Consider the following 22,952-nt stretch of genomic DNA (forward strand, 5'->3'; position numbering starts at 1 on the left):
AAACCTCAACTGAGGCCCGCCAGCATCCAGACAATCACAGCTCGCCAGTGCCATCGACACCGGCAGCACCCCATGAGTTGGCGCGTCTTCTTCGGGCGCGTCCTCTTCGGGCGCGTCGTCGCGCGGGTCTCACCGCGGGAGCGCCGGAAAGCGACCACCAGCTCCGCGGCAGCGGCACCGATGAGGCCGACGGTGGCGTCCAGTCCCGCCCGCGCCACCGACCGCTTGTTCACATCTAGCCCGAGCCTGTACGCCCGAGAATCACCGGGGCCTCCCTGGAGACGAGGGCCAGTCGGGATCAGGCGCATGGTGCATGATGACTATCCAGGCCATGTGGAGGCCACGATGAGATCAACCTCGGCTGCAACGGTGGGTGGTGGGCGGCGTACCCAGCAGGGACGTGATCCTGCGGAAGAACCGCTCGCACCACGACCCGCGACCGACCCCGCCTCGAAGGACGACGGTTCGGTGCCGGAAAAGCAGATCAATCGCTGGGTAGGCGAGGGCGGCTCGTGGAAGCCGTAGACCTGGTGCCCCGGCCCCGGCGAGGGTGGATTTCTCGATCCTCGTGACCGATGCGCCGACGGGCCGTGGGGACTTCACGTCTCTGCGACGATGCGCCAGTTGAGGTCGGCGATTTTGGCTCGCTCGGCTTCGGTCCAGGCCTGACCACCCCTTTGGAGCAGGTCGAGGGACTCCTCGACCCGGGCCGGGGCGACGCGGTTGGCTTCCAGGGTGCGAACCAGACGGCGTCCCCACAAGATCAGGTCGCGCTTCTGCTCGCACAGCGGCCAGGCCTCACTCTTCGACGGCGCCGACAAGCACGATCCGGAACCCGGCACGCTCCAGGGCGGCGCAGACGTCGGCCGGGTACATCGACTGGGTGGCGGCCAGGGTGGGCAGGATCAGCCGGTGCAACGCGACGTGCTTCTCGTTGTCCCAGTCGAAGAACGGAGTCAGCAGGTACTCCGAGCAGGCGTAGCGGGCCCCGGGTTTGAGGACCCGGTACATCTCGCGCGCGTGCAGATCGAGCCCCTCCTTCTTGAAGAACGGCCAGACGGCCTGGAAGGAGAAGCAGCCGTCGAAGGTCTCCGAGGGATAGTCGAGCGGGTCGTGGTGGTTGTCGACCTTGAACTGCAGCCGATCGGTCATGTCGCAGCGCTCCGGCCCGGTCGTTGGCGTTCTCGATCTGGTCCGGGTCGATGTTGTAGCCCGAGACCTGGCCGCCGGTCGTGGTCGCGAGGTGGCGGGCGATCCGGCCGCGCCCGCAGCCCATGTCGAGCAGGTGCGAGCTGCGGGGTCTTCGAGGGCCAGTTCGGCCAGCACGGCCTTCACGGTCAGGATCGAGTTGTCGTAGAGCCCCTTGGTCTCATCGAGCATCGGCGGGATGTCGAGCTTCTCGAGGTCAACGACCGAGAGCATGTTGTTGAGGACTCTGTGTACTAGGCCACGCCACGGCGAAGGGATACGAACAGATCGAGCGCATCCTGACTGGATAGACGCAGCCCGACACGGGAACTAGCGCCGATGACGAAACCGTCCGCCCAACTCACCCGCCTTCCCGCGTCGACCTTCGCAACGCGCGCGCCTCTCGAGTGCGACGGCGGCGCTCGCCTGGAATCGGTTGGCACGTCTGAGACCGCACATCCGCCTGGTGCGCACACGGTCATCCGAGGCGCGGTCATAGATACTTCGAGGCGGGCGCTTGCGCTCAAGCCGCGCTCCGGGCCGTCACCTCGCGCACGAGTCAACCTGAGGGCTCGGGGAATCACCGCGCGAGCGGTGGGGCTGCGAGACTCGGGGGCGGGTGCTTGTCTGAGGTGCGATGCCGGGCACGCGGTCGTGGTGGTGGAGGGAGAGGAACCGTTCGGGTTCCGCCAGCTCAGTGCCGCCGGAGTCGATCCATTCGAGGCTGGACCGGTGTGCCCGAGTGATGAGCTCCTCGGCGTGGCTGAAGTCCGCGGCGGAGACCGCCAGAGGACACAGTGGCGGCAAGAGCTTGATCGTAGTCGCAGCCTGGAGGGTGGCTGTTTCGTGGATGAGCCGCTGTTGGATCAGCAGGGTCAGCGAGTGGAGCGCCGCGCCGGCTGCAGAGCGCGGAGGGCGGGGTAGGGCGCAGGCGGCGCCGGTGGGAAGGATGTACACGACCGAGGCACCGAGGTCGACGGCTTGCGCGATGCCTGCGTGACGGGCGAGCGCCCCGTCGATGAGTTGCGCTCCAGCATGCTCCACCGGCGGAAGCACGCCGGGGATAGCGCAACTTGCGAGTACACCCGTTGAGAGGTCGCCGGTCGAGATCAACACGTCGCGGCCGCTGAGCAGGTCCGCGGCGACGAGGTAGGTCGGCACCTGGGCCTTGGCGAGGTCGTGGATGCTGGCGTGAGCGTGGATGAACTGGCGAAGCTTGCGATTCGACACCACAGCCGGACTCAGCCCCGCGAGTCCGCGCAGCACCTGACGGGCGTCCACGGGGAAGAGGTCGCTCCTCCGCAGACTGGTCCACACTCGGGCGAGCTCGCTCAGGGAGTCCCGAGACATTCCCTGTCCGGCCACCCAGGCCGCGTTCAGCGCGCCGCAGGAGGTGCCCACCAGCAGGTCAGGGGTGATGCCGCGCTCGCTAAGAGCTTGCAGCATGCCCACCTGGACGGCGCCGAGGCTTCCCCCTCCGGTAAGGACGAACGCGGTGGTCATCGGATGGTCCATTCACTCAGTCGCGCGGACTTCGTCGTGCTTCAGCGACTCGCTGTCGGCTTCACGCCAGCAGGTGCCGCGAGGTCGGCAAGCGGGATGGCGGGGTTCCTAAGGTCGCCGTCGGCTTCGCGACCGATCCATGTACGGATCTGGTCGATGGCGTCCCAGTTGTTGGTGTGCATGCCGGCCACGACGTGGTCGTCTCTGATCCAGAAGGCGGTGGTGATGCGGCTGGTGAACTCGCCGCGGATCACGAGCTCGTCGTAGCCGTTTGGGCCGACGTGGCCGACGTACTCCATGCCGAGGTCGTACTGGTCGGTGAAGAAGTATGGCTGCCGGGTGTACGGCTCGTCGTCCCCGAGCATGGTGCGGGCGGCGTGCCGGCCTTGGTGGATGGCGGTGTCCCAGTGTTCGACTCGGATCCGGCCGAGGAGGGGGTGGTCGTGGTTGGCGACGTCGCCTGCGGCGTAGACATGCGGGTCGCTGGCGCGGAGCCGGGCGTCGACCAGGACGCCGTGGTCGGTGGCCAGCCCGGCAGAGGCGGCGAGGTGGTCGTCGGGTTCGGCGCCGATGCCGACCAGGATCAGGTCGGGGGTGAGCTCGTGACCGTCGGTGAGCCGGACGGTGGTGCGGCCTCGAGTGTGGTCGATCGCGGCAACCGAGGTCTTGAGCCGGAGGTCGACGCCGTGCTCGCGGTGTAGGTCGGCGAAGAGGAGACCGAGTTGGTCGCCCAGCACGTGAGCCAGCGGGAGGGCTGCGGGCTCGACGACGGTGACGGTGCCGCCTGCCTGGCGTGCGGCCGCGGCGGCCTCGAGTCCGATCCAGCCGGCGCCGACGATGAGGAGATGTTCGGTAAGTCTGGCGTGGAGGGCGAGGGCGTCGTCGAGGGTGCGGAGGTAGAGGACGTCTGCTCCGGAGCCGTCGGCGAGCGGGAGGCGCCGCGGTTGGGCGCCGGTGGCGAGGAGCAGGCGGTCATAGGACAGTTGTCGGTCGGCGAGTGAGACGTGTCCGGTGTCCAGGTCGATGTCGGTGACCGTGGTGTCGGTGAGGAGGTCGACCTGCTGGTCGGCGTACCAGGCGGTGTCGTGGATGAAGACCGAGTCGGGGTCGGCCGCGCCCAGGAGGAGGCCCTTGGAGAGCGGTGGCCGCTCGTAGGGCGGGTGGGGTTCGGCTCCGATCAGGGTGATATCGCCGGTGTATCCCTGGGTGCGAAGCTCTTCAACCGCGTTGGCGCCGGCGAGCCCGGCGCCGATCACGACGATGTTCATGGCGTGCTTCTGGTGAGGGCGAGGAACTCGGCGCGGCTGCGGGGGTCGTCGCGGAGCCGACCAAACAGCGCGGAGGTGGTGGTGCGGGCGCCTGTGGCTCTGGCTCCGCGGAGGCTCATGCAGGTGTGCTCCGCCTCGATGACCACACCGACGCCGCACGGGGCCAGTGCGCTTTGGAGGTGGTCGGCGATGCGTTTGGTGAGGCGCTCCTGGGTCTGGGGTCGGCGGGCGTGGAGGTCGACCATCCGGGCGAACTTCGAGAGTCCCAGGATGCGCTCACCCGGGAGGTAGCCGATGTGGGCGATGCCGACGAACGGGAGCATGTGGTGCTCGCACACCGATTGCAGCGGGATGTCGCGCACCAGCACGAGCTCGTCGTACTCCTCTTCGTTGGGGAAGGTGGTCAGCTCGAAGTCCGATCCGCTGGTCATCTCGATCAGCGCCCTTGCCATACGGCGCGGGGTCTCCGCGAGGTTCTCGTCGGTCAGGTCCAGGCCCATGGCGGTGAGCAGGTCGGCGGCAGCCTGCTCTGCGGCCGCGGAGTCGATCTCTGGCCGCGTGTGCGTGACACGCGGCCGCCACCGCCGCGCCGCGACCTGCTCGACAGCGGGCCGGGTGGCCTGGTTCGTGGCGTTGGGGGCGGTGCTGGTCACGCCGTGGCCTTGCCGCGGTCCCAGGCCAGTACCGCGAGGGCCAGGGCGCCGACTAGAAGCCCGAAGTCGCGCAGTGCGACGTCGTAGTACTCGCCCATGCTGACCAGGTTCACGACGATCCCGGCCAGCCATCCGGCGACCAGTAGGGACCCGTAGCGAGGTGCGACGGCGACTGCGATACCAGCGATGATCTCGATGACGCCCACGGTCAGCATCGCTTGGTGGGCATTCCCGGGGACGATGTCGTTGATCCAAGGGGCCAGGTACTGCTCCCAGTCGGTGAGAATGTCGAAAAATTTGTCCAGGCCGAACGCGATCGGGGCGATCGTGAACACCGTGCGCAGCAGGATGAAGGCGCGGTCGGCGCCGAGGTTCGGGTGGGTCGTGTCGGCGGGAGTTCCGGCCGGGTTGGTCGTGGTGGCCATGGCCTGTCCTTTCTAAAACAGAAGGTGTTTTGAATTAGACTGCTGGCAAGCCTCTTGTGTCAAGAGAATTCTGTTTTAGACTTCAGGTATGGACTTGGGCGCGCAGGCCTCCGGCATCGGGGCGCTGGCCGATGACACCCGGCGGGCGCTGTTTGAGTACGTGTCCTCGCAAGCCGAGCCGGTAGGACGCGAGCAGGCTGCGACGGAGCTGGGCCTGGCCGTGCACAACGTGAACTTCCACCTCGACCGGCTTGTGACCGAGGGCCTGCTCGAGGTGGAGTATCGGCGCCTCAGCGGCAAGACCGGTCCCGGTGCCGGACGGCCGAGCAAGCTCTACCGCCGTGCCAAGCGAGAGTTTGCCGTCTCCCTGCCGCCACGGCGCTACGACTTGGTCGGTGACATCTTGGCGGCTGCGGTGACGCGAGCCGCCGAGGGCTTGCCCCTCGCTGAAGCGCTGCACGAGTGCGCCCGCCGCGAGGGACTGACACTGATCAAGGTCGTCGATGGTCTCGATGAGGCCGCGTCCCTACGTGCCCTGGCTGAGGTACTGCGCAGCCAGGGCTTCGAGCCACATGTCCAAGGCCGCGAGATTGCGCTCTTCAATTGCCCCTTCGACGCCCTGGCTCAGAAGCACACGGCACTGGTGTGCGGGCTCAATCAGGCGTTCGTGCAGGGGGTGGCCGACGGCCTGGGCTCCGACGTCACTGCCTGTCTGGAGCCCGAACCGGACAGGTGTTGTGTCAAGGCGCGGGCGACATCGGAGTCCGAGCGTCGAGGCGTCGAGCACCCCGATTCCCCGTTATGACCGGCGCGCCCGAGGCCCCCGTGGAGGTCCTGCGCCGGTGGGAGGCTTCTGGGGGCCACTGGCGCGTGCTGGCTCGATCCGATAGGTCGGTCGTGGTGGGCCTTTTCAGTTGCGACGGCGGGGAGCAGATGCACCGTCTCGCCGCGACCAGCTCGGAGCTAGATCCTCTCCTCGCGGGCCGGACCCGCAGTGACGACTGACCGATCGCTCCCAAGCATTCTCTCGCGAGAGTGTCAGCCGGCGTCCGGGCGAGTTCGTGTGCGTAGTCGCGGGGAGCCTCGCACCCAGGACCGGGTGTGCCCTCTCCGGGCCCGTCTCCTCGACAGGACGATCTAGAGAGTGCACGCTTTCTAGGCCAATCTAGATGGACTACCTAGGGTCAGGACCTTCGCAAGAAGTACAAGCCTGTTACAAGCCCGGTACAAGTGGCCGGGGAATCTCGACGTTTGCGCAGGTCAGCATGGGTGAGTCAGTCAGTACTACGACATCTAGGCATCACGCCCGGTCCGACCTGCATCCAACGGGGCGCCGGACTCCCCAGACAGTCGCAAGAATCGCCGCCGAGGTTTCCGCGGCGGCGATTCTCGTTGATGCTCGCGGGTAACTCGGTGTTCGTGCCGCTCCCACGGCGTTCGGCCCGCTCCCTCGGCGCTATGACTCGTCGCAGCACCAAGGAAGTGCACCCAACACCGAGGGAGCGCGTGGTGCCAGTCCGCGGTACCCATGTCACATTCGACGGCGGCTGTCTCGTCCTGTCTCCATGAGCCTTCGTGCCAAGCAGATCGTGACCGGGGCCCTTGCGCTGACCGGCCTGGTCGTCGGCCTCTGGGCCGCGGCCTGGCCCCGTGGGTTCTACGACGCCTTCCCCGGCCTCGGCCACCACTGGGTGTCGACGATCGGCCCCTTCAACGAGCACCTCGTCCGAGATGTCGGTGGGCTGTACCTCGGCATGGCCGTGATCTCGACGTGGGCGCTCGCACGGCCGCGGAACGAGACCTTCACGATGGTCGGGCTGGGCTGGCTGGTCTTCAACCTCTCCCACGCCGCCTTCCACCTGCGGCACCTGGACGAGCTCACCAACCGCACCGATCAGTTGGGCAACGCCGTCACGCTCAGCGGCGTCGTGCTCCTCGCACTTTCGCTGCTCCTCCCGCCGAGGCGCGATCCCTCGAGAACGACTGAACCTTTGTGACCTGGCTCACTGCTAGCATCGCCGCGCTGGGGCCGTGAGGGAGGACGGGGTGGAGTGGTGCTGAACCTTCCTGCTCCCCCGCGACACTCCCCCGAGTTCGGGCACGACGCCTTGGTGGTGTGCGACAACCTGGTGCGCATCTACCAGTCGGAAGCGGTCGAGGTGCAGGCCCTGCAGGGTCTGGACCTGCTCGTCCAGGAGGGCGAGATGATCGCGCTGGTCGGTGCCTCTGGTTCGGGGAAGTCGACGCTGCTCAAAGTCCTGGCGGGGGTGGACTCGCCGACCGCCGGGGGTGCGCGGGTGGCGGGCCACGACCTGGTGGACATGTCCCGGCGCGAGCGCGTGCACTACCGCCGGCACGTGGTCGGGTTCGTGCGCCAGCAGACCGCGCGCAACCTCGTGCCCTACCTGAGCTCGCGGCAGACCGTCGACCTGCCCCTCACGATCGCCGGGACCCCGCGCGCCGAGCGTCGGGCGCGGACCGCCGAGCTGCTCGAGCTCCTCGGGGTGGGGCACTGCGCCGACCGCCGTCCCGCGGAGATGTCCGGCGGGGAGCAGCAGCGCGTGTCGATCGCGGTGGCCCTGGCCAACGGACCGCGGGTGCTGCTCGCCGACGAGCCCACCGGTGAGCTGGACAGCGAGACGGCGGCTGAGGTCTTCGGCGCACTGCGCACGGTCAACCGCGAGCTCGGGGCCACCGTCGTCGTCGTTACCCACGACGCCGAGGTGAGCGGCCAGGTGGCGCGCACCGTCGCGATCCGCGACGGTCGCACCAGCAGCGAGGTGCTCCGCAGCGACGAGACTGCGGACGCGCCCGGACGGTCCGAGGAGTTCGCGGTGATGGACCGCGCCGGACGGGTACAGTTGCCCCGCGAGTACCGGGAGGCGCTCGACCTGACCAGCCGGGTCCGGCTCGCGCTCGCCGAGGACCACATCCGGATCCGCTCGGACCGGTCCGACCACGGCGAGGACGCGTGAGCGGCACCGCCGATCCGATGATCGACGCGCACGGGCTCACCCGCAGCTACGGCACCGGCGCGTCCACCGTGCACGCGCTGCACGACGTGTCACTGAGCGTTGCACCCGGAGAGATGCTCGCGGTCGTGGGGCGGTCGGGATCTGGCAAGACCACGCTGCTCAACCTGCTCGGCGGCCTCGACCACCCCGACACCGGGACCGTCCGGGTGGACGGCGCCGAGGTGACCGCGCTCGACGAGAGCGGCCTGAGCACGCTGCGTCGCGACACCGTCTCCTACATCTTCCAGACCTTCGGCCTCATCCCCGCCCTGACCGCCGCCGAGAACGTCGGCGTGCCGCTGCGGCTGCGACGTACGCCGGTCGCCGAGCGCGAGCAGCGCGTCGCACTGCTGCTGGACCTCGTGGGTCTCACCGATCACGCGCTGCAACGACCGGCCGAGCTGTCCGGGGGCCAGCAGCAACGGGTCGCCATCGCCCGTGCCCTCGCCGGTTCACCGAGGGTGCTGCTGGCCGACGAGCCCACCGGCCAGCTCGACACGGAGACGGGTCTGGGGGTGATGGCGCTGCTGCGCGCCGTCGTGGAGTCGGAGGGGGTCACCGCGGTCGTGGCGACGCACGACCCGGTGCTGATGGCGCTCGCCGACCGGGTCGTGGCGATCTCGGACGGCCGGGTCGAGGGCTGAGGCCGACGCGTGTTCCTCCTGGTGCTGCGGCGAGCCCTCGTCCAGCGACGGCTGCTGGCTGCGGCGGTCGCGCTGGTCGCGACCGCGTGCACGCTGGTGGGGACGTGCACGCTTGTGCTCGACGTGACCCAGGATCGCGGCTTTCGCGAGGCGGCCCAGCGGTCCGATCCCGACGAGCTGAGCGTGACGGCCTTCCTCGTCGACGTCACCGGGCGCGACTCCCGGGCGGCCCGGGCGGCGGCCGCGCACGTGGTCGAGCGGATCCTCGCTCCGATGGATCCCGCGCTGGAGACCACCACGACCTCACGGCTGCGGAGCCTCGTCGCTGACGGAGCGCCCACGGGCAGTCAGGCCTACCTCGTCGCGACCGACGCCTTGACGACCGAGGCGGACCTGACCTCCGGCCGGTGGCCCGCGCCGGCCGGCGACCGGGTCGAGACTGTCGTGCCGGACACGACGGCGCGGCTCCTCGGCCTCGCGCTCGGTGACGAGCTCGAGCTGGGGCCCGAGCGGGGCATCGGCGGGGCCGACAACTCCGTACGGCTGGTGGTGGTCGGCACCTTCCGACCACGAGGGGGCGTGGAGTGGGAGCGCGACCCGCTCGGAGGTGCGGGCTTCTCGCCCGCCTACAGCGACGGGCTGGAGGCGGCTCCGACCTACGGCCCGTTCGTCATCGACGGGCACGCGTTCTCGGGCAGCGGGTCGTCGGTCGACGCGCTCCGCGTCACTGCTCACCCCACGCTCGGCCTGGCCGACGACGCCTCACTGCGACGGGCCGACCGACTGCTCGGCGACGGGCAGGGCGTGCTCTCGGCGAGGGTCGGCAACCAGGCGCGGCTCACCCGATTGGGGTCGGACCTCCCGCAGGCGTTGGCGTACCTCCACGCCCAGCAGGCGAGCACGCGGTCCACTGTCCTCGTGGTGCTGCTCCTCGGTGCGGCGCTGGCCCTCGCCGCGGCGCTCCTGACGGGTCGCCTGGTCGGCTCCGTCCGGGAGGACGAGCGCGACCTGCTCGTCGCCATGGGGCTCGGTCGCCGCCAGCAGCTGGGCGCCGCCGCCGCGGAGGCCGCCCTGCTCGCGGTGGTCGCCAGCGGCGTCGCGGTGCCGGCGGCGGCGCTCCTCCACTCGCGGCTGACCCACCGGGACGACATGGCTGCCGCAGGGCTCCAGCAGGGACCGAGCATCACCTGGGCGCTGGTCGTCGCCGTACTCGCCACCGGCGCCCTGCTCGCGACGGCCCTGGTGTCGGCCGCGCTCCGCCCGCGCGCCGTGGCCGACCCGTCGCCGCGCGCGCGGCTCGCGCGCTACGGCCTCGACGTGCTCCTCCTCGGCGCCGCGACCCTCGCCTGGTGGCAGCTGCGCACGCAGCCGGCGACGCCGAGCGACACCGGGGACGTCATCCTCACGACCGCACCCATCCTCTGCCTCGCGGTGCCGACCGTGCTCGGCGTACGTCTCGTGCCGCCGCTTCTGGGAAGGGCCGCCGCCGCGGCCGGGCGTGCGCGCGGCTTCGTGCTCCCGGTGGCGATCCAGCAGGCCGCGCGGCGCGCGTACGCCTCGACGGCGATGGTGCTGGTCGCCGCCGCGGTCGCGGCCGCGGTGTTCGCACTGGCCCTGCACGCGACGTGGGACCGGTCCCAGCAGGACCAGGCGTCGCTGCGGGTGGGCACCGACCTGGCCCTCACCCTGCGGACGCCTCCCGACCTCCGCGACGCCCAACGGGTCGAGGCCGCAGCAGCGGGCCAGTCGCCCGCGCCCGCGGTCTCGCCGGTCGTCCACCGACCGCTGGCGCTGGGACGCTACGTCGGGGAGGAGGGCGCGCGTCCGGTCCTGGTCGCCGTCGACTCCCGAGAGGCGGGCGCGCTGCTCCGCGGGCGCCCGGACACCGGCGACACCTGGGCCGGCATCGGCGGTGAGCTGGCACCCGAGGACGCCCCGGACGGAATCCCGCTCCCCGACGGGGGAAAGGGCGTAGTGCTGCGCGGCCGGGGACCGGCCGGCACTTCCCTCACGGCGCGGGTGACGGCCGTGCTCGAGGACCGCAACGGCTTCCGGGGATCGGTCTCCGCCGGCACGCTCCCCCTCGACGGGCGCTCCCGCCCCCTGGAATGGGCGACAGCTCCCTCCGACGGCCTCGCACTCGTCGCCGTACGGCTCGAGATCGCCGGCTCCGGTGATGCGGGGCCGGGCGCGAGGACCCCCCGCTCCACGGTGCAGGCGACCGTCACCGTTCCCGCCACGGCGGCCGAGGACCAGGGGGACGACGGCGCACCGTGGCGGGTGCTCCCCCTGCAGAAGCAGAGCCCCGTGGGCGCAGCCACGGCCGAGCTGCACGCGACGGCACGAGGCGTCCAGCTGCGGACGTCGGCGGACGTGAACCTGGAGTACTTCAGCTACACGGGGGCGGATGTGCTCGTGACGGTCCTGCCCGCGCCGCCGTTGGTGCCGGTCGCCGTCTCGCAGGACCTCGTCGATGCCGTCGGGGCGAAGGTCGGCGACGAGCTCGCCGCGCTCGTCGGCGACACCGCGCTCCGCCTCGAGGTGGTAGCCGTCGTGCCCGACGTCCCGTCCGCGCCCGGCCAGGTGGCGGTACTGGCCGACATCGACACCGTCTCGCGCGCGCTCATCGACGTCGGCAGCCTGGACCCGGTGGTCGACGGCTGGTGGTTCTCGAGTGGGTCGGCCGGCACCGTCACGGCGCTGGAGGCGTCCGGGTTGGGGACCGTCACCACGCGCGACGGCGTGGCAGCTGAGCTCGCCCGTGGTCCCCTGCGGGTGGCGGTGCCCACCACCCTCCTCGTCCTGGCGGCACCGGCGATGGCGCTGTTCCTCGCCGCCGTGGCGCTCGTCGTGGGTGCGGACCGCTCGCGGGCGTCGCCGGCCGTGGCGGTTCTCCGAGCGATAGGTGCGCCGCGGCGCGACACCGCGCGGCTCCAGCTCGCCGAGCACCTGGTGCTCCTCCTGCCGCTGACCGTCGTCGGGACAGTTGTCGGCGCGGCGGCGACCGTGCTCGTCGGACCCCACCTGATCCGATCCGACGTGGGCGCGGCACCCGTCCCGACCCCGGTCGTCGACTGGCCGTGGCCGGGCGAGCTCGCGGTGGTCGGCGGCCTCGTGCTGGCGGTCCTCGTCGTGACGTGGTTGCTCACCTCGCTCCTCGTCCGGCAGTCCCATCCGTCGCGCCTCCGGGACGGTGGGCTGTGATGCGGCGGATCGGGTTGCACGTGCCGACGGTGCTCGGACGGTTGCGCGCCGATCGCGGACTGCTGCTCCTCGTGGCCACGGTCGTGGCGCTGACCTCGGCCGTGGTGGGCGCTGTGGCGCCCCTCGGCGAACGGGCGGCCGACCGCGCCATGGCTGCCGCCGTGCGGGACGCGGGCTCGCGCGGAACCGTCGTCGCGAACCTTCCGCGGTGGTACGACGACCCGGCCGCCAAGAAGCGGGACCCCGGCACCGCCACGGAGATGCAGCAGGACGCCGACTTCGTGCGCAGTGCGATGCCGCACGGCCTCGCTCAGGTGCTGCGGCCCGGCGTCGCGTCAGTGACCACGACCATGCTGCACCTGCTGGACGACGGCCCCGGACGCTACCTGCAGCTCGCCTTCGTGGAGGCCGCCGACGGCGGGCCGGAGGTGTCGTACAAGCAGGGCGGACCGCCGCTCGGCGCCCCCGGACACCGCGAACAGCCGCCCGTGCAGGTCGCGGTCTCGGGTCCGGTGGCCGGCGCACTCGGCCTGGAGGTCGCGGACCGCATCCCGGCCCGGGACGAGTACGGACGGACCGTCGTCGTCGAGATCACCGGCATCTTCGAGGCGGTCGACGAGGGCGACGACGCGTGGCAGGTGGCGACGCCGCTGCTGCGGCCCACCACAGGCACGGCCGACGGCGCACAGCGCACCGCCGCGGCGGCCCTGGTGTCTGCCGAGTCGCTGCCCGACCTGCGGCTGGTCCTCCCCGGTGACGCGCTCAGCCGCCGCGTCCTGTTCGCACCCGACGCGGCGGCCGTGACCTGGCAGCAGTCGGCATCACTCGAGCAGAGCATCGCGTCGCTGCAGTCGGGCACCGGGCTGGGCCTCGGCGAGACGACGTGGGACAGCCTGCTCGGCAGCGTGCTGCAGGACGGACGGTCGCAGGTGAGCGCCGCGCAGGGGCAGGCGCAGGTCCTGCTCGTCGGGTTGATCGTGGCCGCGATGCTGGTGCTCGTCCTCGCCGGCCAGCTGCTGGTCCGCAGGCGTGCGGGGCCGTTGACGATGGCGCGCGAGCGCGGCGCCGGGCTCGTCGGCGTCGCCGCCGAGCTGGCCGTCGAGTCGCTGCTGGTCGCGGCACTGGCCGCCGCGACCGGCCTGGCCGTCGTGTTGCTGGCCGCGGGATCCGTGGGATGGGCGTGGTCGGTCCCGGTCCTCGTCGTCGCGCTCGTGACGCCCGCACTGCTCGGCGTCGCCGTCGCCGACGGACCGGCGTTGCGCGTGCCTGCCAACCGCTCGGTACGCCGCACGCGCGCGCGGGCGGCCCTGCTGCGCCGGCTCGGCCTGGAGACCACCGTGCTGGCGGCTGCGGCGCTGTCCGTGACGGCTCTGCGGCAGCGCGGGGTGGTGGGAGACGCTGCCGGCGGGAACGGCCTCATGGCCGCCAGCGCGGTGACGTTGGTGCCGGCGGCGGGTTCGCTCGTCCTCGTCCGCCTGGCGCCGCCGGCGTTGCGCTGGATGCTCCGTCGGACGCGCCGCGCGGTGGGCGCCGGCCCTCTGTTCGTCGCCGCGCGTCTGGTCCGCTCGGGTGCTCGTGTGCTGCCGCCGCTGGCGGTCGTGGTCGCCGTCTCGGGCACCACCTTCGGAGCTTCTCTCGCAGTCACCCTGCACCGCGGCCAGGCCGAGGGCGCGCTGTCGATCGTCGGGGGCGACGCACGTCTCGACGCCCGGCCCGACCCGTCCCTGACGGCCGTCGCTCGCGAGGTGGCCGGCGCCACCGGCGTGCGCGCCTCGGCGGCGGCGCGGGTCGAGGACGGCGTGCGGGTGTCGGCTCAGGGCGGCTCAGCGGTCGTCCGGCTGGCGGTGGTCGACGCCGCCGCCTATGACCGGTTCCTCCGCGCGAGCGACCTACCCGACGCGTCGCAGCTGCGACGACTGGGGTCGGTGACCGGAGGACGGGTGCCGGCGCTCTTCCTCGGTGGTCCCGAAGGCCTAAGGGACGAGCCGAGCCTGCGATGGCAGGACACCAGCGTGCCGCTGGAGGCCATCGGCACCGCGCCCGACGTCGGTGCCTCCGTCGACCCCGTCGTGGTCGTGGACGCGGGCGCCCTGGCCGCCGCCGGGGTCGACGCATCCCCCAACGTCGTCTGGGCCGTCGGCCCCGGCGCCACGTCGGCACTGGATGCGGCCGCGGCGCGGACGCCGGGCAGTGCCGTGGTGACCTACGCCGACGAGCTGGAGCGGCGACGCGAGGCCGCGCTGCCGTCGGCGATAGCCGGCCTGGCGACCGCGTCCTGCGCGGTGCTGCTGGTTCTGGCACTGCTGGCGATCGCACTAGCCGCTTCCATCGACGCGCCCGAGCGCGCGACGGCGATCGGCAGGCTCCGGGCGCTCGGGTCCTCCGATCGCGAACTGCGTCGGACGCTCCTCGGCGAGGTCGTGACCCCCGTCCTGGTCGCGGCGGTGTCGGGGCTGGTGATCGGCGCCGTAAGCGCCTGGACGGCACTCGGCTCGCTCTCCCTGGAGAACCTCACCGCCGCCCCGGAGCCACCGGCGGCCGTCGTGCCGTGGTGGACCGCCCTGTCCGTCGTGCTCGTCACCGGCTGGGCCGTGGCGCTCGCCCTGCTCGACTGGCACCGGGTACGACGTACGCCGCTCGCCCTCCTGCTGCGGAGCTGACCGCGTCATCCGAGCGCGCCGGGCATCCCGGGTCAGGTGCGGCGGAGCCGGATCGGCCCCCTCGCCGACGCAGGATCGACCTCCTCGCCCCGCTGGGTCACGACCAGCAACCTCGCTCCCGGAGCAGGGACGACGCCTCCCGCGCCGGTTCCATCAGCGCGCGCCAGCCCTCGCCGCCCTGCTCAACGGTGTCGTCGCGGGTGTCCGCCCACACCGCGCGGGCGGCCTCGGACGGACAGATCGTGCGGTCCGGTCCGCGCTCCTCGAGCAGCGCGACGATCCGATCCGCGAGCGCCGCGACGACGGGGTCCTGCGAGGACAGCTCCGGCCTGTCTGACATCCCGACTCCCTGCGTCGTGGTGGGCACGTCGAGCCAGCGGTACCCAGCGGGCCGGCCGATGACCGCCGCACCTTCCTAAGGTGCTCGACGGACGGCCGGGCTGAGCCAGGCGAGGGAGGCTCCGACCAGGCCGCCGAGCCCGTTGTGCTCCACGTCCGCGAGCGACGGGACCCGGGTCGGGAACCAGCGCTGCTGGGCGAGCTCGACGAACGCCGACGCGAGGACGCAGAGGACCGCGGCGAGCAGCGGTCGTCGCAGCACCACGGCCAGAAGCAGGCCGGCCGGCACGAACAGCGCGATGTTGGCCAGGACCTCGGTCTCAGTCCAGTCCAACCTTCCACTGGAAAGGGCTGTCGCCCAGTAGTCCGCCAGGTCGAAAACGGGTCGGCCCGTCGAGGGGTCGGCCAGCGTCAGGCGGGCAACGAAGACCGCATACAGGGCGAGCAGGGTGGCGGCGATCCAGCGCATGTCTTCGACGCTAGGCAGCGGCTGACCGGATCTTCTCAACCTCCGGTACCGACCACCGGTCCTCGGGTACCGACTCGCAGCGGCTCAGCCGGAGAGGTCGGGCGGATGGGTGACGTCATCGAGGGCGCCCTCGGGCACGTCGAGCAGGATCTCCGCGACGGCGTCGGGCGCCTCGCGCATGGCGTTGTGGACGGTCGGGAGGTCGTGGACCCGCCAGTCCGGATCGCTGTCGAGACGCGTGCGGAGGTCGCGGAACGGCGTCTCCTCCCAGCCCGAGCAGTAGACGAAGTCCCGGCGCCGCACCTGCGCCGCGGCTCCGGTGAGCCGGATCGCCTGGGTGAACGAGGCCACCGGGTGGGGGCGGCGGCGGGGGTCGCCGCCCGTGGGCGGTGCGACGGCGTACCCGGTGCTCGCGGCTCCGGCCAGGAACTTCCGCCGGTACGCCTCCCCCGCCAGGGACCAGCACGACTCGCCGTCGCGCGGGACGTAGCCGTCGAGGTGGACCAGGCGGGCGACCCGTCCACCCGCCCGGTCAGCGGCCGCGGCGATCACCATCCCGCCATAGCTGTGACCGACCAGGGTCACGTCGGCGAGGTCGTGGCTGTCGAGAAGCCGGAGTACGTCGTCGGCGTGGGTGTCGAGGTTCGCGGTCGCGACGGTCGCCTCGTCGTCGTCGGGCCGCAGGCCGGTCAGGGTCAGCGCGTGGACGGCGTGCCCGGCCCGCTCCAGCAGCGGCGTCACCTTCTCGAAGCACCAGCCACCGTGCCACCCACCAGGGACGAGGACGAAGGTCGTCATCGGCTTCTCCGATCGTTCTCTCGACAGCAGGGTCGACTCGAGGATCGTTCGGGTACGCGGTGGCGTGCTACCGCTAGATTGACGGGTGATGCCTCTATCCAGCCAAAGAGACGCAGCGCGGCCGACAGCGTCGTACACGTGGCCCTCCGGCGGTCGGCACCTGTGGTCCCCGGGAGGCGCCAGTCGGCCGTCGGTCCACGAAAAGGGCCACCTCGTGTACGCCGCCAGCGGCGTGCTGGCCGTGCACACCGACGGCAGCACCGCGGTCGTCCCTGCGAACCGCGTCGCGTGGACGCCGAGCGGCGTCACGCACCGGCACCGCGCGCACGGCGACACCGACATGCGCATCGTCTTCCTCGCGCCCGAGCTCGCGTCCCTGCTGCCGGAGCGTCCCGCCGTCTTCCTGGCCTCCGCCCTCGCGCGGGAGATCCTGCTGGCACTGACCGACGCGCACGGCGACCAGCCGGCCGGGCCGGCCCGGAGCTCGGCGTCCCTCGACCGTCTCGTCCGCGTCCTCGTCGACGAGCTCGACGAGACCCACGAACAGCCGCTGTGCCTGCCCGAGCCGCGCGACGACCGGTTGAGAGCGATCGCCGACAGGCTCGGCGACGATCCCTCCGACGGGTCCTCGCTGGCAGAGCTCGGAAGAGCGGCCGGTGCCAGCAGCCGCACGCTCAGCCGGCTGTTCCGCGACGAGTTCGGGATGTCCTTCTACGAGTGGCGCACGCAGCTGCGGATCTACCACGCGCTCGTCCTGCTGGCCGAGGGCCGCGACGTCAACCAGACGGCACACGCCTGCGGCTGGAGCAACCCGAGCAGCTTCATCGCAGCGTTCACACGGCTGGTCGGCACGTCTCCTGGCCGCCACCGCACGGCCGGGAGTCGACGACGGGCCCTCCTCGTCTGATCCCTCCGCGGTTGACCCAAAAAGGGCGAAGGGCCCTTGCAAGTATGAGTCGCAAGGGCCCTTCTGTGATCGGTTAGGTGACGCTCCCGATCGGCGGCTCTTCTGTTCCGGTCCCGCCAGCGCGTTACCCTGCCGGCGCGACGGGTTTCCCCGTCGTACGGACCATCTCTTCCGAGTCGTCCCGTCCCCCCTTGCGGGGGTTCGTGAGAACAGTTCTATGCCCTGCGTCGTGCCGGCGCCAGGGACTTTGGTCCTGGATCTGCCCGGCTCAGGCGACGCGGCCCGCGCCGAGCGACGGCGCCGCGCGGCCGGTCACCACGGGCAGGTCGAGGTAGGTCTTGATCCCCGGCTCGGCGTCGCACACCAGCGGGATCGCGTTGATGCAGTGCATCGCGGTGGCGACGACGCCTTCGTTGCGGACCAGGCCCGCCTCGACGGTCTCCGGCTGCAGACCCTTGAAGGTCAGGGTCACCGACGGGTCGCCCCGCACCTCGACCTCGAACCGCTCCCCCGCGTCGCCCAGCGACCAGTCGGGGTCGAGGTCCTCGTCGCCCATCAGCCAGTTCACCGCGGCGGTGACGACGACCTGGTCGCCGACCCGGGCGTCCCACCGGAACCGCCGCGCGGCGACCTGACCCGGCTCGATCACGCCGATCGGTGAGTCGATCGGCGCGGCCGCGACCGCGACCTCCTGGGCGGTCGTGACGGTGCCGTCGGTGGCGAACCCCAGGGCGTCGACCACCATCTGCACCGAACGCTTGAAACCGCCCTCGAGCAGGGACGCGAGCGGGCTCGCCAGCGCCTCGTCAGGCGACATCCCGAAGCCCATGATGTGGCGGACCACGTCGGGCGCTCCGTAGGTGCGGATGTCGGAGAACTCCTCGGCGCGGACGTACGTCGCCGCGCTCACGACGCCCGACACGCACAGCGGGAACCACTCGGTGATGCCGCCGGGGTGGATCCCGGACCCGTGCAGCGTGGTCCGGCCCGCCGCGCACGCGTCGCGGATCGCCCGCGCCTGGTCGTCGGCCGGGTAGACCCAGCCGACCGGGGTCACGACGTTCTTCCCCGACCGCAGGATCGCCGCGACCTCGTCCTCGACCGGCAGCAGCGGTGCGTAGACGACGCAGTCCGCGTCGAGTGCGAGGACCTCGTCCATGCTCGTCGTCGCGCGTACCCCGATCGGCTCGATGCCGACGAGCTCACCGACGTCGTGGCCGCTCTTCTCCTCGCTGTGGACCCAGCAGCCCACCAGCTCCAGGTCCGGGTGGCGGAGAACGCCCTCGATCGCGGCACGCCCGACGCCCCCGGTCGCCCACTGGATCACCCGGTAGGTCATCGCGCGGCCTCTCGCCCGTCGTCGGCCAGCAGCTCCGCGCGGTGGCGCCACGACCACGACAGGACAGTGACCGCGAAGACCCAGGTCAGGGCGACGATCACGGCCTCGAAGGCGCCGCCGGCACCCTTGGCGAAGATGCCGTGCTCGAGGTCGTAGAGCAGGTCCATGCAGCCCAGGTAGAGCGCGGCACCGCCGCCGCAGAGCAACCAGAGGAGCGCGCTCGGGTGCCGGCGGACGAGAGCGACCAGGGCTGCCACGCAGGCCACGCCCAGCCAGAGGTCGGCGAGCGGGAAGGCGTTCTCGAAGGCGTAGTAGGCGTCGGTGTGCTCGCTCGCGATGGTGTCGCGGTCGGCGTACCAGAGCGTCCAGTAGGTGATGTCCAGGGCGATCGCCACGACCAGCATCCCGCAGACCAACCGGCGCATCGCGCCAATCTAGCCGAGCCCGACGGGCCCCACCGGTCGTCGACACGGGGCCGGAGACGCGTGGCAGCACGTAGAACAGCCTGGTGCTGGCCATGATGACCCGGCCACCCTCGCTGCGGTCGACTCGAGTCATGGATCTCCAGACCGCTCCGAGCATCCCGGCACCTGACGTCCCGATGGGCCTGCTGGAGCGGGTTCGGGCCGTCCGGCAGTTCCACACCGGGATCGAGCAGATCCGGGACGCCGGCGGCCCGGTCGCCATGGTGCGGCTCGGCCCGCCACGTCTCACCCCGACGTTCGCGGTCGTCACGTCGCCGCAGGGTGCGCACGACGTCCTGGCCGCTTCCGACGGCGCCTTCGACAAGGAGATGATCGTCCATGTCGAGAACCGGGCGTTCGGCAGCAACCTGTTCAACATGCCCCACGAGCCGTGGAAGCCGCGGCGCCGCACGATCCAGCCGGTGTTCACCAAGAAGGCGGTCGGGTCGTACGCCGGCCACATGGCGACCGCCGCCGACGACATCGCCGCCGAGCTGATCCGCTCCGGCCGGGTCGACCTCGATGCGGCGATGCGGCGGCTGACCCTCCAGGTGCTCGGTCGCTCGGTGCTCGGGATCGACCTCGGCCGGCGTGCCTCGGATCTCGCGGAGCCGATCTTGACCCTGCTCCGGTGGAACACGGCCAGGGCCCTCCGGCCGGTCCGGGCACCGCTGTGGCTACCGACTCCCGCGCGACACCGGATGCGGGCGGCCCTGGGCGCGGTCAACGCCGTGGTCGACGAGGCCATCGAGGGCGCGGCGTCGTCGGCCGACGCCGAGCTGATCAGGCTGCTGCAGCAGACGACCGATCCCACCACCGGTGAGCGGCTCAGTCACGACGCCATCAGGAACGAGCTGATCGTCTTCGTGATCGCCGGTCACGACACGACCGCGACCACGCTGGCCTACGCGCTCTGGGCGCTCGGTCGTCACCCGGAGCTCCAGGAGCGGGTCGCCGCCGAGGTGGGCACCCTCGGAGACCGGCCCCTGTGCGGCGAGGACGTCGCCCGGCTGCCGTTCACGGTCCAGGTGCTGCACGAGGCGCTCCGGCTCTGCCCACCGGCGCCCGCCGTCGGCAGGCGCGCCATGCGCGACGTGGTCGTGGACGGCTACGACATCCCGGCCGGCACGAACACGGTGGTCGGGATCTATGCGCTGCACCGCGATGCACGGCTGTGGAACGACCCGGAGCGGTTCGACCCGGACCGCTTCGGTGCCGAGCAGGCGGCGGGCCGGAGCCGCTGGCAGTACCTGCCGTTCGGCGCCGGACCTCGGTCGTGCGTGGGCGACCACTTCGCGATGCTCGAGGCCACGCTGGGGCTCGCGACCATCGTGCGCAGGGCCCGCGTCGAGGCCGAGAGCGCGGACTTCCCGCTCGCCCTCCCGTTCACGATGACGGCCGGCGCCCCGATCCGGGCCGCGATCAGCTCGCGCGGGTGAGGTCGGGTCAGAGCTCGGGCAGCGCCGCGCGCACCGACCTCCACAGCTCGGCGACCTCGGCCGGCTCGGAGCGGGTCCGGGCGACGTAGCTGGTGGGTCGCGGCACGCGATCGTGCCAGAACAGCCCGGTCGGCGGAGCCGGTTCGGTCGCGGCCAGCCAGACCACCGTGTCGGCGCCCGCCTCCGCGTCGCGCAGCAGCGGCCGGGTCACCGTGCGGAACAGCGGGAGCGACGAGGCGACGCCGGGGGTGTCGGCCCACCCGGGGTGCATGGCCGCGACGCTGACCCCGGCCGCGGACCACCGGTCGGCCAGGGTCGGCGTCAGGTCGACCTGGACCCGCTTGGAGCGGGCGTAGGCGGTGGTGCCGCGGTACCGGCCGTCGGCGTACTCGAGGTCCTGCACCGGCGCCTTCTGGCCGTACATCCCTCCCGAGGAGACCAGGACGACGCGCGCCCCTGCGGTCGAGGCGGACAGCGCCGGGAGGAGCTGCTCGGTCATCAGCACCGGGCCGAGGACGTGCGTGGCGAAGGCGAGCTCGTGGCCATCGGGGCTGGTCGTGCGCTCGGCGGGCAGCACCCCCGCGTTGTGCACGAGCACGTCGAGAGCCTCGCCGCGGTTCCTGAGCCGCCGGTTGAGCTCGTCGGCGAACCACCGCACCTCGGTCAGGTCGGACACGTCGCACACCTCGGCGCGCACCGCTCCCGGCCAACCCTCTGCGGTCGCCGCTGCCCGCAGCTCCTCTGCCACCGGCTCGATCCGCTCCGGCGACCGTCCGAGCACGTGCACGGTGGCACCGAGCCGCACGAGCCCTCGCGCGGTGGCCAGGCCGAGGCCGGAGGCGGCGCCGGTCACGAGCGCGCGCCTGCCGACCATCGCGCCGGGGCGCGGGTCGTCGCGGCGCCAGCGCAGGCGCCGCAGGTGGTAGCCGAGATTGGTGTAGCCCGGCACGACGGTCCGGTCGAGCATCTTGTCGAGCACGCCCTCGGCTCCCGGCTGCGTCATCGCTGCCTCTCGGTGTCGGCGCGGTGCCGTGCGACCACTCCGCTCGCTCTTCCGTCGAGCTGCCCCAGCAGGGACACCGCCGCTCTGCGGCCCGACACCAGGGCGCCCTGGATCGAGCTGGTGTCGCGGTGGTCGCCGGCGACCCAGACCCCCGCCCCGGGAACGTGGACCGGCCGGCGCAGCGGGTGCGGGGCGGTCATCGCCGGCAGCGCGCGGGGGATCTCGCGGGTCGCGACGAGCTCCCAGCGCTCGCCCGTCGTCCCGTGCAGGTCGGCGGCCAGGTCCCGCAGCACCGCGACATCGGCGGCAGGAACCGGACCCCGGTCGAGGACCGACGTGGCGATCAGCGCGCGTCCGTCGGTGGAGTACTCCGGTGCGGACTCGGTGAGCACCACGGAGTTCGTGATCCCGGACCCGTCTGCGTCGACGACCAGCTTCCCGTCCGCTCCCCGCCACCGCGGAGCCGCGAAGTAGAACGTCGTGACGCCGCGCGGCTCGGGTGCCGGACCGAGATCCGGCACCAGGTCGCGGGCGCTCCAGGGATCGGTCGCGACAACCACCGCCCGCGCCGGGAGCACGGTGCCGTCGGCCAGCTCGACCGACGTGGCCCCGACCCGGTCGACGCCGGCCTCGAGCTGGATCGCGTCGGCGGGCAGGCGCCGGGCGAGAGCGCCGGGCAGGGCCCGCATCCCGGCTGCGGGCACGGCCGACGTCCCGAGCGCGAACATGCGCATCATCAGGTCGGTGAAAACCCGGCTCGCCGTGACCGGCGCCTCGAGCACCACCCCCGACAGGAACGGCTCGAGGACGTCGGACACCACGTCGCGCGGGAGTGCTGCCCAGGCCTCGGCCGCCGGGACGTCCGGGCGCGCTTTGACCGACCTCGGCGAACTGACGACCACGCCGGCGGCGTACCGCGCGAGCGCGACCTTCCCGCGGAGCCCGATTGCTCCCGAACCTGCTGCGCGCAGGGGCGCGCCTGCCGACGACAGCGGGTGCGGCACGTCGTGCAGGCGTCCCTTGCGCCGGATCCGGACCCCTCGCGGCAGCGCACGCAGGTCGAGGGCGGCGAGGTCGACCGCGGTGCGCAGCGCCGGGTACGCCGTGTTGAGCACCTGGAAGCCACGGTCGATGGTGAACCCGTCCACCACATCGGTGCGGACCCGGCCGCCGATCGCGTCGCCGGCCTCCAGCACGAGGACGCGCACGCCCTCCCGCTGCAGGCGGACGGCGCACGCCAGGCCCGCGAGTCCCGCGCCGACGACCACGACCGGGCGCTCCAGCGTCATCGGCGCTCCCCTGCGACCTCCGTCAGGGCGCACGGCGGCACCGGCTCCGCGCTCAGGCTCAGCAGCCACGCGCGGGGCGCCAGTCCCGAGGTCCGCTGAGCGCCGGCCCGCAGCCAGGCCGCGTGATAGCGCGCGTACGCCGCCTTGGCGGCGTGGTCGCCGGCGCCGTGCCGGGCGGTCTCGAGCCGCCACACGACGTCGCAGGTGGCGTCGAAGAACTCCATGAACGCCGCCGTCTCGCCGCACGCGGACCGCACGAGCAGGCGCGCGAGGGCGGCGTCCGTGCGGGCCGTGGCCTGGTTCTCGGCCCCGCTGACGATGCGCATCGCATCCCTCCCTAACTTAA

The 22,952-nt window shown here is 72.1% G+C and carries 23 protein-coding genes and 1 pseudogene; 8 read left to right on the top strand and 16 right to left on the bottom strand.

Annotation, left to right across the window (positions count from 1 at the left end; genetic code table 11):
• Window positions 1-599: 599 nt before the first annotated feature.
• The 7 genes and pseudogenes from ABD709_RS06130 to ABD709_RS06155 form a co-directional block, all read right to left on the bottom strand.
• Window positions 600-821 carry a hypothetical protein gene (locus ABD709_RS06130; protein WP_344773367.1) on the bottom strand — a complete coding sequence of 74 codons (222 nt, stop codon included), beginning with the start codon at window positions 819-821 and terminating at the stop codon, window positions 600-602.
• Window positions 799-1,152 (bottom strand): methyltransferase domain-containing protein, encoded by a 354-nt coding sequence (locus ABD709_RS21430; protein ID WP_366522870.1) that lies wholly within the window; start codon window positions 1,150-1,152, stop codon window positions 799-801. The genes ABD709_RS06130 and ABD709_RS21430 overlap by 23 nt, the downstream gene beginning before the upstream one ends.
• A 64-nt stretch (window positions 1,153-1,216) precedes the next feature.
• Window positions 1,217-1,276 (bottom strand): annotated as a pseudogene (locus ABD709_RS21435) (hypothetical protein); the annotation flags it as partial.
• A gap of 455 nt (window positions 1,277-1,731) precedes the next feature.
• The gene (locus tag ABD709_RS06140; RefSeq protein ID WP_344773371.1) at window positions 1,732-2,691 is read right to left on the bottom strand and encodes a patatin-like phospholipase family protein; all 960 of its coding nucleotides are present in this window, start codon (window positions 2,689-2,691) and stop codon (window positions 1,732-1,734) included.
• Between the two features lie 41 nt (window positions 2,692-2,732).
• Window positions 2,733-3,959: an NAD(P)/FAD-dependent oxidoreductase gene (locus tag ABD709_RS06145; RefSeq protein WP_344773373.1), complete on the bottom strand. Its 1,227-nt coding sequence runs from the start codon at window positions 3,957-3,959 to the stop codon at window positions 2,733-2,735.
• A complete protein-coding gene (folE, locus tag ABD709_RS06150; protein WP_344773375.1) occupies window positions 3,956-4,612 on the bottom strand; it encodes a GTP cyclohydrolase I FolE in 657 nt (218 codons plus the stop codon). Before folE ends, ABD709_RS06145 begins: the two co-directional genes overlap by 4 nt.
• Complete coding sequence (locus ABD709_RS06155; protein WP_344773377.1) at window positions 4,609-5,037, bottom strand: hypothetical protein; 429 nt, start codon at window positions 5,035-5,037, stop codon at window positions 4,609-4,611. Before ABD709_RS06155 ends, folE begins: the two co-directional genes overlap by 4 nt.
• An 88-nt stretch (window positions 5,038-5,125) precedes the next feature.
• Between ABD709_RS06155 and ABD709_RS06160 the strand changes: the two genes are divergently transcribed.
• The 6 genes from ABD709_RS06160 to ABD709_RS06185 all read left to right on the top strand — a co-directional run bounded on the left by ABD709_RS06160 (window position 5,126) and on the right by ABD709_RS06185 (window position 14,559).
• Complete coding sequence (locus tag ABD709_RS06160) at window positions 5,126-5,842, top strand: helix-turn-helix transcriptional regulator (RefSeq protein WP_344773379.1); 717 nt, start codon at window positions 5,126-5,128, stop codon at window positions 5,840-5,842.
• A gap of 760 nt (window positions 5,843-6,602) precedes the next feature.
• On the top strand, window positions 6,603-7,034 hold the full coding sequence (locus tag ABD709_RS06165) for a hypothetical protein (protein WP_344773380.1): 432 nt from the start codon (window positions 6,603-6,605) through the stop codon (window positions 7,032-7,034).
• A 54-nt stretch (window positions 7,035-7,088) separates the two neighbouring features.
• A complete protein-coding gene (locus tag ABD709_RS06170) occupies window positions 7,089-8,012 on the top strand; it encodes an ABC transporter ATP-binding protein (RefSeq protein ID WP_344773382.1) in 924 nt (307 codons plus the stop codon).
• Window positions 8,009-8,695 (top strand): ABC transporter ATP-binding protein, encoded by a 687-nt coding sequence (locus ABD709_RS06175; protein WP_344773384.1) that lies wholly within the window; start codon window positions 8,009-8,011, stop codon window positions 8,693-8,695. The genes ABD709_RS06170 and ABD709_RS06175 overlap by 4 nt, the downstream gene beginning before the upstream one ends.
• A gap of 9 nt (window positions 8,696-8,704) precedes the next feature.
• The gene (locus tag ABD709_RS06180) at window positions 8,705-11,899 is read left to right on the top strand and encodes an FtsX-like permease family protein (protein WP_344773385.1); all 3,195 of its coding nucleotides are present in this window, start codon (window positions 8,705-8,707) and stop codon (window positions 11,897-11,899) included.
• Window positions 11,899-14,559 carry an FtsX-like permease family protein gene (locus ABD709_RS06185; protein ID WP_344773387.1) on the top strand — a complete coding sequence of 887 codons (2,661 nt, stop codon included), beginning with the start codon at window positions 11,899-11,901 and terminating at the stop codon, window positions 14,557-14,559. Before ABD709_RS06180 ends, ABD709_RS06185 begins: the two co-directional genes overlap by 1 nt.
• 32 nt (window positions 14,560-14,591) lie before the next feature.
• Here the strand turns inward: ABD709_RS06185 and ABD709_RS21440 are convergent, their stop codons facing one another.
• The 4 genes from ABD709_RS21440 to ABD709_RS06200 all read right to left on the bottom strand — a co-directional run bounded on the left by ABD709_RS21440 (window position 14,592) and on the right by ABD709_RS06200 (window position 16,165).
• Window positions 14,592-14,660 (bottom strand): DUF3253 domain-containing protein, encoded by a 69-nt coding sequence (locus ABD709_RS21440; RefSeq protein WP_425575059.1) that lies wholly within the window; start codon window positions 14,658-14,660, stop codon window positions 14,592-14,594.
• Window positions 14,657-14,899 (bottom strand): DUF3253 domain-containing protein, encoded by a 243-nt coding sequence (locus ABD709_RS06190; protein WP_344773389.1) that lies wholly within the window; start codon window positions 14,897-14,899, stop codon window positions 14,657-14,659. Before ABD709_RS06190 ends, ABD709_RS21440 begins: the two co-directional genes overlap by 4 nt.
• Window positions 14,900-14,974: 75 nt before the next feature.
• The gene (locus tag ABD709_RS06195; RefSeq protein WP_344773391.1) at window positions 14,975-15,367 is read right to left on the bottom strand and encodes a VanZ family protein; all 393 of its coding nucleotides are present in this window, start codon (window positions 15,365-15,367) and stop codon (window positions 14,975-14,977) included.
• 84 nt (window positions 15,368-15,451) lie between these two features.
• Entirely contained in the window at window positions 15,452-16,165 is a 714-nt protein-coding gene (locus ABD709_RS06200) for an alpha/beta fold hydrolase (protein WP_344773393.1), read from the bottom strand.
• Between the two features lie 160 nt (window positions 16,166-16,325).
• Here ABD709_RS06200 and ABD709_RS06205 point away from each other — a divergent pair, with 160 nt between their 5' ends.
• Window positions 16,326-17,072: an AraC family transcriptional regulator gene (locus ABD709_RS06205; RefSeq protein ID WP_344773863.1), complete on the top strand. Its 747-nt coding sequence runs from the start codon at window positions 16,326-16,328 to the stop codon at window positions 17,070-17,072.
• Between the two features lie 268 nt (window positions 17,073-17,340).
• Here the strand turns inward: ABD709_RS06205 and ABD709_RS06210 are convergent, their stop codons facing one another.
• Both ABD709_RS06210 and ABD709_RS06215 read right to left on the bottom strand, forming a co-directional pair.
• Window positions 17,341-18,411: an NAD(P)H-dependent amine dehydrogenase family protein gene (locus tag ABD709_RS06210; protein ID WP_344773395.1), complete on the bottom strand. Its 1,071-nt coding sequence runs from the start codon at window positions 18,409-18,411 to the stop codon at window positions 17,341-17,343.
• On the bottom strand, window positions 18,408-18,836 hold the full coding sequence (locus tag ABD709_RS06215) for a hypothetical protein (RefSeq protein ID WP_344773397.1): 429 nt from the start codon (window positions 18,834-18,836) through the stop codon (window positions 18,408-18,410). The genes ABD709_RS06210 and ABD709_RS06215 overlap by 4 nt, the downstream gene beginning before the upstream one ends.
• A gap of 131 nt (window positions 18,837-18,967) precedes the next feature.
• Here ABD709_RS06215 and ABD709_RS06220 point away from each other — a divergent pair, with 131 nt between their 5' ends.
• Complete coding sequence (locus ABD709_RS06220) at window positions 18,968-20,314, top strand: cytochrome P450 (protein ID WP_344773399.1); 1,347 nt, start codon at window positions 18,968-18,970, stop codon at window positions 20,312-20,314.
• 7 nt (window positions 20,315-20,321) lie between these two features.
• Here ABD709_RS06220 and ABD709_RS06225 read toward each other — a convergent pair whose 3' ends face one another.
• The 3 genes from ABD709_RS06225 to ABD709_RS06235 are packed head-to-tail and all read right to left on the bottom strand — an operon-like array spanning window position 20,322 to window position 22,932.
• Complete coding sequence (locus ABD709_RS06225; protein WP_344773401.1) at window positions 20,322-21,317, bottom strand: SDR family NAD(P)-dependent oxidoreductase; 996 nt, start codon at window positions 21,315-21,317, stop codon at window positions 20,322-20,324.
• Complete coding sequence (locus ABD709_RS06230; RefSeq protein ID WP_344773403.1) at window positions 21,314-22,606, bottom strand: protoporphyrinogen/coproporphyrinogen oxidase; 1,293 nt, start codon at window positions 22,604-22,606, stop codon at window positions 21,314-21,316. Before ABD709_RS06230 ends, ABD709_RS06225 begins: the two co-directional genes overlap by 4 nt.
• Entirely contained in the window at window positions 22,603-22,932 is a 330-nt protein-coding gene (locus ABD709_RS06235; protein WP_344773405.1) for a hypothetical protein, read from the bottom strand. Before ABD709_RS06235 ends, ABD709_RS06230 begins: the two co-directional genes overlap by 4 nt.
• Between the last annotated feature and the right edge of the window lie 20 nt (window positions 22,933-22,952).

It is taken from the genome of Nocardioides panacisoli, assembly GCF_039537325.1.
GTDB lineage: Bacteria > Actinomycetota > Actinomycetes > Propionibacteriales > Nocardioidaceae > Nocardioides > Nocardioides panacisoli.

Excerpts from the sequence above, each read along its gene's own strand:
- ABD709_RS06195 (WP_344773391.1), bottom strand. The coding sequence starts at position 15,367 with ATGCGCTGGATCGCCGCCACCCTGCTCGCCCTGTATGCGGTCTTCGTT.
- ABD709_RS06235 (WP_344773405.1), bottom strand. The coding sequence starts at position 22,932 with ATGCGCATCGTCAGCGGGGCCGAGAACCAGGCCACGGCCCGCACGGAC.
- ABD709_RS06160 (WP_344773379.1), top strand. The coding sequence starts at position 5,126 with ATGGACTTGGGCGCGCAGGCCTCCGGCATCGGGGCGCTGGCCGATGAC.
- ABD709_RS06145 (WP_344773373.1), bottom strand. The coding sequence starts at position 3,959 with ATGAACATCGTCGTGATCGGCGCCGGGCTCGCCGGCGCCAACGCGGTT.
- ABD709_RS06185 (WP_344773387.1), top strand. The coding sequence starts at position 11,899 with ATGCGGCGGATCGGGTTGCACGTGCCGACGGTGCTCGGACGGTTGCGC.
- ABD709_RS06220 (WP_344773399.1), top strand. The coding sequence starts at position 18,968 with ATGGATCTCCAGACCGCTCCGAGCATCCCGGCACCTGACGTCCCGATG.
- ABD709_RS06140 (WP_344773371.1), bottom strand. The coding sequence starts at position 2,691 with ATGACCACCGCGTTCGTCCTTACCGGAGGGGGAAGCCTCGGCGCCGTC.
- ABD709_RS06190 (WP_344773389.1), bottom strand. The coding sequence starts at position 14,899 with ATGTCAGACAGGCCGGAGCTGTCCTCGCAGGACCCCGTCGTCGCGGCG.
- ABD709_RS06225 (WP_344773401.1), bottom strand. The coding sequence starts at position 21,317 with ATGACGCAGCCGGGAGCCGAGGGCGTGCTCGACAAGATGCTCGACCGG.
- ABD709_RS06155 (WP_344773377.1), bottom strand. The coding sequence starts at position 5,037 with ATGGCCACCACGACCAACCCGGCCGGAACTCCCGCCGACACGACCCAC.
- ABD709_RS06200 (WP_344773393.1), bottom strand. The coding sequence starts at position 16,165 with ATGACGACCTTCGTCCTCGTCCCTGGTGGGTGGCACGGTGGCTGGTGC.
- ABD709_RS06210 (WP_344773395.1), bottom strand. The coding sequence starts at position 18,411 with ATGACCTACCGGGTGATCCAGTGGGCGACCGGGGGCGTCGGGCGTGCC.
- ABD709_RS21430 (WP_366522870.1), bottom strand. The coding sequence starts at position 1,152 with ATGACCGATCGGCTGCAGTTCAAGGTCGACAACCACCACGACCCGCTC.
- ABD709_RS06215 (WP_344773397.1), bottom strand. The coding sequence starts at position 18,836 with ATGCGCCGGTTGGTCTGCGGGATGCTGGTCGTGGCGATCGCCCTGGAC.
- ABD709_RS06165 (WP_344773380.1), top strand. The coding sequence starts at position 6,603 with ATGAGCCTTCGTGCCAAGCAGATCGTGACCGGGGCCCTTGCGCTGACC.
- ABD709_RS06230 (WP_344773403.1), bottom strand. The coding sequence starts at position 22,606 with ATGACGCTGGAGCGCCCGGTCGTGGTCGTCGGCGCGGGACTCGCGGGC.